Raw genomic sequence first — 13,679 nt, 5'->3', positions numbered from 1 at the left:
TGAATATCTAAATGCTATTTAGGCGAATCAAAACATCCCCAAATTAAACCTGGACAATGAAAACGAACACTTTTTTAGTTGCTGCAATCGCTTTTGTAACATCGATCAGTGCCTACGCCCAAACGGTCGATGAGATCGTCGACAAACACGTTACGGCCATGGGCGGGCTGGATAAACTGAAAGGCGTAACGAGCCTCGTAACCGAACGGTCTCTTTCCGTACAGGGCATGGAAATTCCTACAAAAACGACCATATTGGTTGGAAAAGCCATGCGTACCGAGTCCTCCGTCATGGGAAACTCCATGATTCAGGTGGTAGATGGTAACACGGGCTGGATGATACGTCCCGCCATGATGCAGGGCACCGGCGAACCCGAAGATATGCCTGCGGATCAGCTCAAGCAGCAGCTGGGTCAGCTCGATCCATTTGGCGCGCTGGTCAACTACAAGGACAAAGGGAATAAAGTGGAGCTGGTCGGGAAAGAGAAAGTAGACAAAGCCGACGCTTACCACCTGAAAGTAACGACCAAAGACGGTCAGGTAATGGATGAGTACATTGATGCGACAACCAATCTGGTCAGCAAAGTTAAAACGACCATGAACGGTCAGGATGGCGAAATTTCTTTCTCCGATTACAAAACGGTGGAGGGCATTCCATTTGCGAACACGTTGGATATATCGAGCCCCCAGGGAGCCTTGACCATGGTTACTACCAAGATTACGGTTAACCCTAAAGTCGATGAGACTATTTTTAAGAAGCCTGCCAAAAAATAGGCTTGGTTTATACACGTTAAAAGCCGCTCTATCCCGAGCGGCTTTTTTGTTTATGGGTCTACCCTTTGTGTATTACCCCCAACCCCCTAAAGGGGGCTTTAGTTGAGAATAATCCAGCTAAGCCCCCTTTAGGGGGTTGGGGGTAATACAACAGTATAAGCCTGGCAGAAGAACAATCAGGCCGCTGATAGATCGACTCCAGCAACCACCTGGTCGATAGATACCCAATTTAGGCCATCCGACTTGGTTGCGGACACAACGGGCGCGGCTGACTCCAACTGGTAGTTTCGTCTGATGTCAATTAATGCTTCCTGTCCGGTCTGCCATCGCCGTACTACGTTAACCTCACGCACATGCTCCGGTGCTTTGGGCGTGTCGGCCCCGTCAAAATATTCGGGTATCCGTGCCGTCATCTGGCTGACCAGCTCCTTAATAGAACTGCTGACCAGTAGCTCGGGCGACAGTTTGGCGATCTGGATGAGGGCGTTAACCATCGAGACGGTATAAAAAGCGCAGTCGATATCCTGATGACGGACCGGTACGCCATCGTGAAGACGCTGGAGGTTGAGTCCCCCGTCCTCCAGTCGATCGGAAGCCGGAGGGCTGTCAGCGGGTTGAGGAAACACCGTGTCAACGTATCGTTTAAATTTATTCCACCAGGGGGGCTTGCCGTTCGGTTTGAGTGTATCGCAGAAGATAACGCGTTGTGGCAGATCGGGTTGCTGGGGATTCATAAGCAGAAGTGCTGCCCCCAGGTGACGATCATCGAACGCGTGGCGTCGTTGGATGACAAAACAGTGAAGCATCTGATTACCTTCCTCCCGCAGCTGTTCTGTCAGTTGCCTGACGATCCGCAGTGAATCCTCCATGTACCCTTCCGTCACAACCTGAATTGGCAGGGCAGTTGAAAATAACGCTTCCCGACGAAGCTGACGGGCCAGCAAATTCAATGCCGTGGTGTCGGACCGGCGGGTACCAAAATAAAGACCGATATCTTCCCGGACGGCCCCGGCAGGCATGTCGGCCAGACCAACCGAGTCACCGTAATCGCTTTGTCGGCTGACAGGGCTGTACCGAAACGGCACCTCAAGGTGTTCGCGCTGGGCCGCTAAGTTGTAGATGCGCCTTTCGAATCTGGCCAACAGCGGCTCATAGGCATCTGGCTCAAAATAAACCTCGGTGCTGGGACGGAGCAGGTGATTCGCAATATCGTCCTGTTGGAGCAGGCGTTCAAGCGCATTGTCATGGTGTTTGAAAAAGCAACGTAGCGCACCGTATTCGATGAACTCGTCGATGTCATTCTTGCATGCAAGGTTCAGGCCATCGCTCGCCACCGTGCCTTGTTCGATCCAATGACGCAGGTATTGTCTCACAGACTCATCAAAGGCAAGATTAGCTTTAACCGCCTGTTTTTTAACGTGTTGGGTAGGGTAAAAATGAAAACTATCCATCGGCTCGGGTTTTCTAAGACCGAGTGGCATCCATGCATTCATGATAAGGGAATCCGGCTACAATAAAGTGTAGGCGAATATACAGATTTCAGAGAGATTATTTTGCATTATTCATGTCTTACTTGAGATTTTCACCTGTTTACGCTTGATAAAAGGGTCAAAAACGCAGGAAATCAACCCGATAGAACGAGGTAAGAAAACATAAAACGACGTTGAAATAATAGGGCAACTAGTAAATCACCACAACAAAGCCTTGATTATCAAGCACAAAAGTCTGTAGACTATAAATTTTTTAGGTGCAGCAGGCATATTTGACAGTGACTGAAAATTTTCAGATTATTTTTTTAAGAATAATGGCTACGACCCTGAAGAGGGCTGTTTACAGACAACATCGACAATGGCCTGGAAAGCATGATTGAAAATAAGGCCTCAATAGGTGCTGGAACAAGCTATCAATACGTTCGAAAAGGGCGGTTTGAGTTATCTATACAGTCTTTATGGACACTATGAAAGGCCACTGCCATCCGCAATAGCTGGTTTAAGCCCTGAATTATGGGCTTCAACGTTGACGCCAATATCAACCGAATTATTTTACCGGCTGGTATCAAAAATTGCATCAATCACAAGAATTTCAAGTGTTTAGTTAGCCTATAACAAGCTGTCTGATCAATGCGCTGGCTGATTTTTGAACGTTAGGGTTTATACGTTCAGGTAATAGTATCACACGATCCATCGCGTATTTCCGGGTTGTTATCATCGACCCCATCAAGTCCCTACGTTGCTACTTACTGAGCTTCCAACAGGTGGTTGCTGGGTAAGCCCCTTATCTCCATCCTATTAAATGATGGACTTGATTCATCCTCATCCCGCGGGAGTGAGACTATTCGTAGCGTTCATTCGTCTCAACCCTAAGTCTACCCATTCAACATTCTTAGCCCGTTCCTATGCTGCTCACACGCTTCAGGCTACTCCTTATTCTATTTGTTTTTAACTCGCTACCCACGCAGGCACAGGCTGACAGAGATGACCCAGACCCAACTCGCTGGATTAACTATGCGCAGGCCTACTACAAAATTCCGATCGCTCAAAACGGCATCTACCGCATTACAGCAATTGATTTTCAGCAGGCAGGAATACCCATCACTCAGATCGACCCAACAACTGTGCAACTGTTTCATCGGGGCATTGAACAGGCCATTTATCTGGAAGGCGAAACCGATCATCAATTTGACCCCACTGACTTTCTGGAGTTCTATGGCCGGGGAAACGACGGCGCACAGGATTCTTTGTTGTATAAACCGCACAGGGCTCAACCTCATACGTATTACAGTCTGTTCAATGACACGACAGCCTATTTCCTAACATGGCGACTCGATGGAAAATCAGGCAGGCGTATGAAAACGTATACTGATACGGCCTATGCCAACCTGGCTCCGGAAACGTATCATTGGGTCGAGGAAGTACGCTTGTTTACGGAAACTTACCCCGGTTGGGCAGCGGGCATCCCACCCAAAGTTGAATACAGCTACTACGAAGCGGGCGAAGGCTATACAGGGTTGGTGCAGCAGAAAGACAAGGTATACTCCAACGTTTTTCAACTCACGGCTCCTGTCAGAAGTGGCCCCAATCCGCAAATGGACGTACTGCTGGTGGGTCGTGCGTTTACCAACCATCGGGTCGAGTGTCTGGTGGGACCAACAGCCAACTCCCAGCGACTATTGGATACGGTCAGATTTTCGGCTTATGACAATGCGCATATCCGTCAGCAATCCAATTGGCAGGATGTTGGAAATGACAATAAACTGGTCATCTCAACGGTGTCGCGGGGCGATTCTACTACGTCCGATCCCTACTCAGTGTCCTATATCCGGTTGCGGTATCCCCAGAAAACCACCGTCAATGGGCAACCTGTGCGCGAGTTTCAGCTCATACCTAACGCCCTGGGTCGGTCGCTGGTAGACGTAGCAGACGTCTTGCCCAACACACGTTTCTGGGATATTTCAGCCCCAACTGCCCCCGTCCGAATTGGCATAACGAGACCGACATTAAACGCTGCCCGGCTTGTCGTACAGGGAACCGATGTATCACGTACCATTCTCAGTACGAGTCAGTTCAAACTAGTGCCGGGCATTCACCCTATAACGTTTACAGACTGGACGAGCCGAAAACCGACGTATCTGATTATCAGTCATGCCGATTTAATGAAACCCGCCAGTGGCACAACGAATGCCGTTCGGGAGTATGCTACGTATCGGGCGTCGGCAGTCGGTGGTGGCTATGATACATTGACGGTTTCAATGCAGCAACTCATCGACCAGTATGGTTACGGCGAGCGAAATCCATTAGCCATACGTCGGTTTGCCCGACAAATGTTTCAGCAAAGCAAGGGTTCATTGCAATACCTGCTCCTCATTGGGCAAGGTCGAAGTACGCCTGGTGTTCGGCGCGATCCGAATCAGGCAACGCTCGACAAGGTCATGACCGGCGGTTTTCCCGGCTCTGATAGTGTATTGACGGAAGGCCTGGACGACAGTGAACCCAACGTACCAGCTATCCCAACCGGCCGTATCCATGCGGGAACCGCTCAGGAGGTCATCAATTACCTGAACAAAGTAAAGGAATACGAAAGCCCAACCGCCGACCTGAGCTGGCGCAAAAACCTACTTCATTTGAGCGGGGGCGAAACGCCGTACGAAGCCAATCTGTTTCGGCACCTAATCGATTCGTACCGGAATCAGGCCATACAGCCATCCCTAGGTGCCCAGGTAACGACCATCTCAAAAGAAACCGGCACTCTGGTTGAGCCGATTAACGTAGCGAAACCAGTCAATGCGGGCGTTGGCCTGCTGACATTTTTCGGACATTCAGGACTGGACGTAACCGATCTGGACATCGGTTTCTGCTCCAATGACGCCCTCGGCTATACTAACAAAGGCAAGTATCCGCTGCTGCTGATTAACGGCTGCGCTATTGGAAATTTCTTCTACGGGCGCCCAACGCTTACTACCGACTGGGTACTTGCGCCCGACCGGGGTGCTATTGCGGCCATTGCCCAGAGTCACCTTGGCTATACAGACTTACTGGATCAGTATAGCCAAACGTTTTACTCCCTCCTAACTGACAGCACCCAGCTCAACAAATCTATTGGTCAATTACAGCAGGAAACGATCCGTCGGGTGCTGACTCAATCACCCGACGGCCGGGCGTTGGCCAACTGCCAGCAGATGGTTTTGCAGGGCGATCCGGCCGTTCAGTTGTTTCCGTTCAAGACGCCCGACTACGTACTGACGGCGGCTGGGCTCAGCGTATGGGCCAGTAACCAGCAGCCTTTAACCACGCTGAGCGATTCGGTCCATATTCGGGCGATTGCCCAGAACGTCGGGCAATATTGGCCGGGTCAACTGCCAGTTCGCGTGCGCCGGTTCGTCAACGGGCAGGCGTCAGCCGTGTTCAATACTATCCTGCCGCACGCGGTCGCCAATCTCGATACGCTGACGTTAACCGTTCCGAATAAAGGCAAGAGTGAAGGCCAAAATCAGTTTGAGGTAACGATTAACCCCATCGATTCACCCGCGGCAGGTCGTGAAACCAATCACGATAACAACATAGCAATGGTAGAGGTGATTCAGGGGCAGCCTGATACATTAGCACCGTTGCTCGAAGTAGCTTTCGACGGGGCTCACATCACCGACGGTTCCGTTGTTTCCGCAACCCCCATCATTGATATTCTCGTTTCCGATGAGAACCGCGCCCTTATCCGACGCGACACCGCAGGGTTGAACTTGTACCTTCAACGTCTTGGCAAGAATACGTCTTTTGAGCGCTTGAACTGGCAACATGCATTCATTCAGCCAACTGGAGCCGATAACGTGTTTCAGTTGCGCTATCCGCTGGCGACCTTGTCCGAAGGGTTATACCAGTTACTGGTGACCGCCCAGGATGCCGTCGGAAATGAAGCGGTGCCTTATCAAGTCAGTTTTCAAGTTTTGAGCGAACGGAAGTTGACAGAACTGACCGTTTATCCAAACCCATTCCGCGACAACGTACTATTTTCCTTTCAGCTAACAGGCGATAAAGCACCTAACACTCTGACAATCAGCCTTACATACCTGAACGGACACGTAGTGCGTCAGTTACATCAGGCGGGGCGCATCGGCCTCAATAAGTGGGTCTGGAATGGCCGAACGGAGGATGGCGATGCGCTTCCAGCCGGAATTTATATCTACAAACTTATTCTTAGTGACGCCGATGGCACCATTTGGCCCGTCGCCGGTGGCCTGAACAGCCAACTCACCGGCCGCATTCTTTTGATCCGCTGATGCTGACCGAACATTTATATACTTCGTCAGCAGTCGACGCGAAACGAGAACGCTACATCCCCGCACTGACCGGCTTGCGGGCCGTGGCTGCTTACCTTGTTTTCCTACATCATTACAACCCGGCACCGGCTGATACCTTCGCCAATCGGCTGTTTGCCCAGGGGTACATTGGTGTGTCGGTATTTTTTGTCCTGAGTGGTTTTCTGATCCACCATCGCTATGCTGATGACTATTTCACTCAGACGAGTTGGTCATGGCGGACATATTTACAGAATCGGTTCGCCCGGATTTTACCCTTGTATGTGTTGGTCCTCATGGCAACAATTTGCGTCAATACCGCTACGGGAAAGTTAATGAGTTGGCCACTAGTGGGTCTGAACGTTACGTTGTTCAACGGTTTTTTTGAGGAATATAAATTCAGTGGCATTGCCCAAAGCTGGAGCCTGACCGTCGAGGTCTGTTTTTACCTATCAGCACCTTTCTTATTCGTTCTTATCCGACACTGGGGGGCATTCTGGCTGACGGTTGGGATAGCGGGCGTTGGGTTATTGCTCCGGGCAACCGTTGGCCAGGGTAACTGGCATGGCCTATTTGGCAGTCTGCCTTTCGTGTTCTTTTACACGTTTTTCGGGCGAGCCTTTGAATTTATAGTTGGGATGTGGTTAGCTCAACAATGGTGTCAACATAGACTTCCCAGATCTCGCCATGCTACGTTCGGGGGGTTGCTGTTGATCATGATTTGTGTGTTCTGGCAGACCAGCGTTACCAGGTTCACCACCACTTCCATCAATTTATTCTGGAGCGAAGTCGTTGCTTACAATTATGTCCTGCCACTTGGAATTGGTCTTTTTTTCATGGGCTTAATGCACAGAAATTCCATCATTCATAACGTATTGGCGCATCCTGTTATGCAAAGTTTAGGCCGTAGTTCTTACGCATTTTACCTCATTCACATCGGTATAATGGCCAGCGGATTACGTAAACTTGGTGTAACGAACCATTGGTTGCTTTTCGGGCTTCTGGTGTTGATTGCGTATGGGTTATACGTACTGGTGGAGAAGCCGTTGCAAGCGATGTTGCGCGCTAGTCCCAGCACTCCATAATCAGTAAATCGCCGGTTTGGGCCTCAATCCGTACGAAGCCATCTTCGGCCGCTTCGTTACTGCTGCTTGTTCGATAGCCGAGTTTCAACGTAGCATTTTCAAGATTATACGTCAGGCCTTCCGATGTAAAGCCGGTTACGGTTCCTACCGGAATCAGGGAAATGGGCGTCCCGGCTTCGTACCACTTTTCAAATCGGCCGACGAGGGGGAATATTTTGGAGTGATCGTCGATCATCACGATACGTATCTGGTCTTTGTACCGGACAATGTTTGTCATATTCGTCAGGCTGTGATCGGCCCGGCGGCCCGTGGCCCACACGATATTGACGGCCGGAAATCCACGCTCAATCAGGTATTCGATACCTTTGTCGAGGTCAGTTTTATCCTGATCGGGCGTGTGGACAATTTCCAGCGGATACTGCTGCGCCCGAATCGTGTCGAGGTCAAGATCGCGGTCGAAGTCGCCGAGCAATACGTCGATTTTGATGCCCAGATCGAGCACCCGCCAGATAGCGCTGTCGAGCACAACAACAACTGGGCTCCATTCGAGCAGTTGGCCGAGAAGCTCCGGCTGGCAAGCTTCGCCATTGGCAATGAGCAGGGCCGGTTCCTGTTTATCGCGAACAATATGATGAGATGACATAGTGAGCAAAGATAAATCGGCAAGTCCTGTGAATACTGATTATTTTTGTCTCTCTATAACGAATATCTATTCCGTTTTGCAACGAGTTCTTCGCTTCCTGACACTCCCGCGGCTGCTGGGCTTATACATAGTTCTTTTCTGTGCGGTGGCTCTCCAGAACTACTTACTGGGGTTTGGCAACTATAACAACTACCTGATGTTTGCGCGGCCGTTTCACAATCTGCTGCTCGACAAAAGCATCTACGGGCTGCACCCTGAGCTGTATGACGACAACTACAAATACAGCCCGACGTTTGCCTGGCTAATGGGGCCATTCTATTACTTGCCCGTGTTATTTGGCATGACGATTTGGAACCTGCTCAATACGGTTGTGCTGCTGGCGGGTGTCTGGTTTTATTTGGCTGACGAAAAAGATCCCGCCCGGCAGCGTAGGGTAGCCCTGCTCATCATTATTTTAGAGGCTCTCATCACTGCGCAAAACCTGCAAAGCAACAATATGATTGTGGGGTCCATGTTGCTGGGACTCTATTTTCTGCGTCGGGAACGGGTTTGGCAGGCCGCTTTTTTCTTCGTGCTTTGCTTATTTATCAAGTTCTACGGCGTAGCGGCTGCGGGCTTTTTTCTCTTCTACCCTAAAAAGCCGCAGTTTATTCTGGCCATGATCGTGTGGACAGCGCTGTTCGCTCTTGCCCCTTTAACATTAATTTCGCCCGACCACCTGATGGCCGAGTATGAAGAGTGGTTCCGGCTTGTTGTGGAGGTTAAATTAGGGTTGCAGGTTTCCGTGATGGGTATTGCCGAAGCCTGGTTCGGGATGCCCAAAACCGATAGTAACTACCGCATCATTGAGGCCATCGGTGCTACGTTGTTTCTGCTGCCGTTCCTGCGGTTCAGCCTCTGGAAAGACTGGTTATTTCAACGGCGGATGATCGCGTATTTCTTCCTGTTTATGATCGTCTTCAACAAGATGGCTGAGTCGCCGACCTACGTAATGGCCGTAACGGGCGTTGCGCTCTGGTGGACAACACTTGATGGACCTACCCGGCTGGACCGGATTTTGCTGGGGCTGGTCATTGTCTTTACGTCGCTTTCGCCTACCGATATTTTCCCACAGGTTGTGCAGAAGCAGTTTTTCCAGCCGTATAACATCAAAGCCCTGCCGTGTCTACTAGTGTGGGCGCGGGTGCAGTATCAAATCTGGATGCAACCTTCAACCAGCAACCCATCTGTTATTGCAGACTCCGCAATGCCTTCTCAATATCGGCCGGATCGTCAACACTAGGGGTTTGGTAGTTCGTCTCAACCATCTTAATTCGATAACCTGCTTCGAGCCAGCGAAGTTGCTCCAGTGACTCGGCCTGTTCGAGTAAAGACGGGGGCAATTCTGTGATTTTTCCGAGAATATCGGCGCGATACGCGTATAGGCCAACATGACGGTGATAGGCATGATACTTATGCCACTCGGCGGGGTCTACCCGCCACAAATAGGGAATGGGCGAACGGCTGAAATATAGGGCCTCATTCCGGGCATTAACCGTAATTTTTGCCTCTTTCGGATCGTGCAACAGCTCCGCCGAATCGACGGACGCCATCTGTGTCGCTAACTCAACCGTTCCGTCCAGAATAGCCGCCAGTTCATCAATCTGGGCAGGGTCGAGAAAGGGTTCATCACCCTGAATATTAATTACATAGTTCGATGGATCGTCGTTTATTTCACCATCTTCCACCAACCGATGGTAGGCCTCCCAACAACGATCGGTTCCGCTGGGATGGTCGGTACGGGTCATGATGGCTTCTTCACCCAGTTGCCGAACAGCCTCGGCAATACGTTCATCGTCCGTTGCGACAATCACTTTCGATAAGGATGCGGCCTGATTAGCCTGTTCTAAAACGCGCTGAATCATGGATTTACCCCCAATATCGGCTAGGGGTTTACCCGGAAATCGGGTCGATGCGTAGCGCGCAGGAATTATTCCGATAATCATGAGTTTCTAAAAATTAACACAGAGCTACACGGAGGAAACACGAAGCTTCACAGAGTCTTTTATGCTCTCTTTGAATCTCTGTGCAATAACTATTTAGGTTCGGGACCCTTCTCTCCTACTACCCAATACGTTGGTTTGATAGCCTGGCGTTGCTGATAATATTGATCGTAAAGAGGCCGATAGCGAAGTCGTTCATCCATAACCGAGTCGAACTGACCTAGTAAACCCAGCAATAATTCGGAACTTTCCCGAACAGCAAACTGGCCGCTTTGGCTTCCTGTTACGTAGTCAACAAGGCTGTTTTTCACTACGTAGTTTGTAAACAGCGGATTAGCTTTTCGGCGGATCATGATCCGAACTCCAGCAACTTCGGCCACCGACAGATCGAGCGCATCGTCGAAGAAGAAAGCGACCTCGTGCGGCTCCAGATTATGCTGATTCAGGAAGTGCGTCAGTACGTCAATTTTGTGTTTCGCCTGCGAATAATAGGCATGAAAATGCTCCCGGCGCACCAGGGTTTCAGCCAATTCATTCGTGACGCCCGTAATAATGGCTGCAGCGGGTAGTTGGCCACCATGATGCATCCATAGTCCAAACCGGAGCAGATTGGTCCCCATCGAATCGACCTCACTGAACGAACTGCTGCCAGCCTCGGTCTTGATGCCGTCGTTAAATACACCATCCCAGTCGAAAACAATGGCCCGAACAGCGCGCAACTTCTCAGTTAATGTATCAACGGCTGTAACAAACTGACCGCCAAGCGCGGAGAAGATCTTCTCTACTTCAATCATTTCTAAGCGTGAAGAATGAGAAGTGAAAACGTACTTTATTCTTCACTTTTCACTCCTCATTCTTCACTTAAATTAAGCTAGTTCTAGTAATGTATTCCGGTATTTCACTTCGACCGCATGCAGTTCGAGAAGTGGCTTCAGAAATTCCTCCAAGTACCGGATATCCAGTTGACTGGCTGCATCGCAAAGGGCTTCGGAAGGACAGGTGTGCGTTTCCACGAACAGGCCATCGACACCCGCAGCCACACCCGCACGCGCCAAAACAGGCAGGTATTCCCGCGCGCCACCTTTGGCATCTGCCGACGGAATACCATACTTGCGGATGGCATGCGTTACGTCGAACACGACCGGATAATTGGTGCGGGCCATGTGGTAAAAACTACGCGGATCAACTACTAAGTCATTGTAACCGAAGGTGTAACCGCGTTCGGTCAGGATGATCTGGTCGTTGCCCGAATCTTCGACTTTTTTTACCGGATGCTTCATGTTTTCCGGGGCCAGAAACTGTCCGTGCTTGATATTGACGACTTTACCCGTTTTGGCAGCGGCCACGACCAGCATGGTTTGCATGCACAGATAAGCTGGAATTTGCAGTACGTCAACCACGTCGGCAACGGGCGCACACTGGTCAGGGTAATGAATATCGGTCAGCAGTGGGAAGCCGAATTGCTCCTTCACCTTGGCCAGAATTTTCATGCCTTTGTCAATGCCGGGACCGTTATAATAATTTAAACTGGACCGATTGTCTTTCTGAAACGATGATTTATAAATGATTTTGATGCCCACACGCTCCTGGATTTCACGGAGCTGCTCGGCAACAGTCATCATAATTTTTTCGTCTTCAATAACACAGGGACCGCTGATGAGAAACAACTCATCCGATCCGCATTCGATGTCGCCAACGCGAACGATTTTCTGAGACATTACTTTGTCGTTTTAAATTAGCTGGCTATCATCCTTCTGACGTTGAAGAATGGAATTAAGGAGAATTAGTCCGGCCCCCAACATCACTGAAACATCAGCCATGTTGAAGATGCCCGTCTGGAAAATACCAAAACGGAGGTGTAAAAAGTCAGTCACTGAGCCGTAAGCCATTCGGTCAATGATATTTCCAACCCCTCCACCAATAATGAAACAAGCCCCGACCACAAACAGCCGGGGCGTATTAAACCTAACCAGCAGATACCCAAAGCCCAGAACGATAGCGATCAGCGGCAGAGCCAGCAGCAGTATACTTTTAAGCAATGGCGGCCATGAGTCCCCTAAACTTAAAAAGGCACCGGTATTTTCAACCTTCGCAATCGTTAGATGACTATTTAATAGATGAATGCTACCGCCATATCCCATCTTTTCCCGCACAAGGGTCTTGGATACCTGATCGCACCCGATGTTCATCGATACCGTGAGAATAATAAGCAGGACCCTGGTTAAATTTTTCATCAGTCAGCTATCGAGATGATGCACTACGTTATAACCGCCGGAACAAGTCTTTCAGCAAGTCGATTGTGATGACCTCCTGCCAGTTGTCGCCGATGGCATGCAACCACATATGCGGCAGATTGTATGATACGTGTGCCATCTGCGTAATGATGTCATCGCTCCAGTCTTTCGACAAACCCTGTGGCAAATCAATCTGGTGATACGCGACCATTTCCTTGAACTCGGCCACGCCCTGCGGATAATAGTCTTCAAGGTGATTCATGATCAGGCAGTTGGCATAACAATGACGAGTTCCCAGAATCTTCGACAGACCATAACTCAGCGCATGACACACGCCCACTTCAGAATACGTCAGACTCAGGCCACCCATCATCGATGCAACCATGAGTTTGTCATCGTTTTCGGGCGTCTGTCCTGATTTTTCGCCCAGATAAACCTCCCGGCAGAGTTTCATGGCCTGCTCGGCGTATGCATGTGAATACGCATTATTCATCCGCCCGTTCTCCGACTCGACGCAGTGAATGTACGTATCCATGCCGGTATAGAACCACCAGTTGCGCGGTACGCTGGCAATCAGGTCCGGATCGAGCACGATCTGGTTAAAAACAGTCCATTCGCACTTAAGACCCAGTTTTTTAACCGGCCCGGTCAGTACAGCCGTCATCGACACCTCGGCACCCGTACCCGAAATGGTCGGTACGCCAACGTGATAAACACCCGGCTTTTTGATCAGATTCAACCCCTGATACAAAGTAGAGGATCCTTCATTGGTCAGCATCAGCGACAACGCTTTGGCAATGTCCATAATGCTACCGCCCCCAATGCCTACGACACCCGATGGAAGCCCTTTTTTGGCCAGAATTTCGTCGCGAAGCTGGTCGATTTGATCAGTCGTTGGCTCATGTTCTTCAACGCTGATATAATACGTCAGGTCTTCGGCATGAGCCGGTACCTGGCCTTCGAGAGTTTTGCCTTTGAAGTAATTATCAATCAGAAAGACAAAGTATCCTTCGTTGTCGGCACGACGCGGGGCCAGAATTTCATCGAGTTGGAAAAAACTCCCCCGCCCGTAGACGGTTTTCTCGACGCCTTTAAAATTTTTATGCGTGGTTTGTGTTGGTGCTGCTACCATCTTGTTATTGAGCCATATTGGCTAAAAAATTTACGCTTCTTT

11 protein-coding genes are annotated in these 13,679 nt (G+C 49.9%); 4 read left to right on the top strand and 7 right to left on the bottom strand.

Annotation, left to right across the window (positions count from 1 at the left end; genetic code table 11):
• Positions 1 to 56 precede the first annotated feature (56 nt).
• Positions 57 to 773, top strand: coding sequence for a LolA family protein (locus ACYVEA_RS18560; RefSeq protein WP_461114926.1), 717 nt, complete (start codon positions 57 to 59; stop codon positions 771 to 773).
• 176 nt (positions 774 to 949) lie between these two features.
• Here ACYVEA_RS18560 and ACYVEA_RS18555 read toward each other — a convergent pair whose 3' ends face one another.
• Positions 950 to 2,224 carry a hypothetical protein gene (locus ACYVEA_RS18555; RefSeq protein ID WP_461114925.1) on the bottom strand — a complete coding sequence of 425 codons (1,275 nt, stop codon included), beginning with the start codon at positions 2,222 to 2,224 and terminating at the stop codon, positions 950 to 952.
• 944 nt (positions 2,225 to 3,168) lie between these two features.
• Here ACYVEA_RS18555 and porU2 point away from each other — a divergent pair.
• Entirely contained in the window at positions 3,169 to 6,543 is a 3,375-nt protein-coding gene (gene porU2 / locus ACYVEA_RS18550) for a putative type IX secretion system sortase PorU2 (protein ID WP_461114924.1), read from the top strand.
• Positions 6,543 to 7,646, top strand: a complete 1,104-nt coding sequence (locus ACYVEA_RS18545) for an acyltransferase family protein (RefSeq protein ID WP_461114923.1) — start codon at positions 6,543 to 6,545, stop codon at positions 7,644 to 7,646. Before porU2 ends, ACYVEA_RS18545 begins: the two co-directional genes overlap by 1 nt.
• Here the strand turns inward: ACYVEA_RS18545 and ACYVEA_RS18540 are convergent.
• Positions 7,627 to 8,289 (bottom strand): thiamine diphosphokinase, encoded by a 663-nt coding sequence (locus tag ACYVEA_RS18540; RefSeq protein ID WP_461114922.1) that lies wholly within the window; start codon positions 8,287 to 8,289, stop codon positions 7,627 to 7,629. The two genes, ACYVEA_RS18545 and ACYVEA_RS18540, sit on opposite strands and share 20 nt — an antisense overlap.
• Positions 8,290 to 8,365: 76 nt before the next feature.
• Between ACYVEA_RS18540 and ACYVEA_RS18535 the strand changes: the two genes are divergently transcribed.
• Positions 8,366 to 9,571, top strand: coding sequence for a glycosyltransferase family 87 protein (locus ACYVEA_RS18535; protein ID WP_461114921.1), 1,206 nt, complete (start codon positions 8,366 to 8,368; stop codon positions 9,569 to 9,571).
• Here the strand turns inward: ACYVEA_RS18535 and kdsB are convergent.
• The 5 genes from kdsB to ACYVEA_RS18510 form a co-directional block, all read right to left on the bottom strand.
• On the bottom strand, positions 9,519 to 10,274 hold the full coding sequence (gene kdsB / locus ACYVEA_RS18530; RefSeq protein ID WP_461114920.1) for a 3-deoxy-manno-octulosonate cytidylyltransferase: 756 nt from the start codon (positions 10,272 to 10,274) through the stop codon (positions 9,519 to 9,521). The two genes, ACYVEA_RS18535 and kdsB, sit on opposite strands and share 53 nt — an antisense overlap.
• A gap of 89 nt (positions 10,275 to 10,363) precedes the next feature.
• Positions 10,364 to 11,065, bottom strand: a complete 702-nt coding sequence (locus ACYVEA_RS18525) for a phosphatase (protein WP_461114919.1) — start codon at positions 11,063 to 11,065, stop codon at positions 10,364 to 10,366.
• Between the two features lie 72 nt (positions 11,066 to 11,137).
• Entirely contained in the window at positions 11,138 to 11,989 is an 852-nt protein-coding gene (gene kdsA / locus ACYVEA_RS18520; protein ID WP_461114918.1) for a 3-deoxy-8-phosphooctulonate synthase, read from the bottom strand.
• A 12-nt stretch (positions 11,990 to 12,001) separates the two neighbouring features.
• Positions 12,002 to 12,505 (bottom strand): signal peptidase II, encoded by a 504-nt coding sequence (gene lspA / locus ACYVEA_RS18515; RefSeq protein WP_461114917.1) that lies wholly within the window; start codon positions 12,503 to 12,505, stop codon positions 12,002 to 12,004.
• A 28-nt stretch (positions 12,506 to 12,533) separates the two neighbouring features.
• Positions 12,534 to 13,637: an iron-containing alcohol dehydrogenase family protein gene (locus tag ACYVEA_RS18510; protein WP_461114916.1), complete on the bottom strand. Its 1,104-nt coding sequence runs from the start codon at positions 13,635 to 13,637 to the stop codon at positions 12,534 to 12,536.
• Between the last annotated feature and the right edge of the window lie 42 nt (positions 13,638 to 13,679).

This window comes from Spirosoma jeollabukense, from assembly GCF_054777855.1.
This window is presented reverse-complemented; position numbering and strand designations above follow the sequence as displayed.

Excerpts from the sequence above, each read along its gene's own strand:
- ACYVEA_RS18560 (WP_461114926.1), top strand. The coding sequence starts at position 57 with ATGAAAACGAACACTTTTTTAGTTGCTGCAATCGCTTTTGTAACATCG.
- ACYVEA_RS18555 (WP_461114925.1), bottom strand. The coding sequence starts at position 2,224 with ATGGATAGTTTTCATTTTTACCCTACCCAACACGTTAAAAAACAGGCG.
- porU2 (WP_461114924.1), top strand. The coding sequence starts at position 3,169 with ATGCTGCTCACACGCTTCAGGCTACTCCTTATTCTATTTGTTTTTAAC.
- ACYVEA_RS18545 (WP_461114923.1), top strand. The coding sequence starts at position 6,543 with ATGCTGACCGAACATTTATATACTTCGTCAGCAGTCGACGCGAAACGA.
- ACYVEA_RS18540 (WP_461114922.1), bottom strand. The coding sequence starts at position 8,289 with ATGTCATCTCATCATATTGTTCGCGATAAACAGGAACCGGCCCTGCTC.
- kdsB (WP_461114920.1), bottom strand. The coding sequence starts at position 10,274 with ATGATTATCGGAATAATTCCTGCGCGCTACGCATCGACCCGATTTCCG.
- ACYVEA_RS18525 (WP_461114919.1), bottom strand. The coding sequence starts at position 11,065 with ATGATTGAAGTAGAGAAGATCTTCTCCGCGCTTGGCGGTCAGTTTGTT.
- kdsA (WP_461114918.1), bottom strand. The coding sequence starts at position 11,989 with ATGTCTCAGAAAATCGTTCGCGTTGGCGACATCGAATGCGGATCGGAT.
- lspA (WP_461114917.1), bottom strand. The coding sequence starts at position 12,505 with ATGAAAAATTTAACCAGGGTCCTGCTTATTATTCTCACGGTATCGATG.
- ACYVEA_RS18510 (WP_461114916.1), bottom strand. The coding sequence starts at position 13,637 with ATGGTAGCAGCACCAACACAAACCACGCATAAAAATTTTAAAGGCGTC.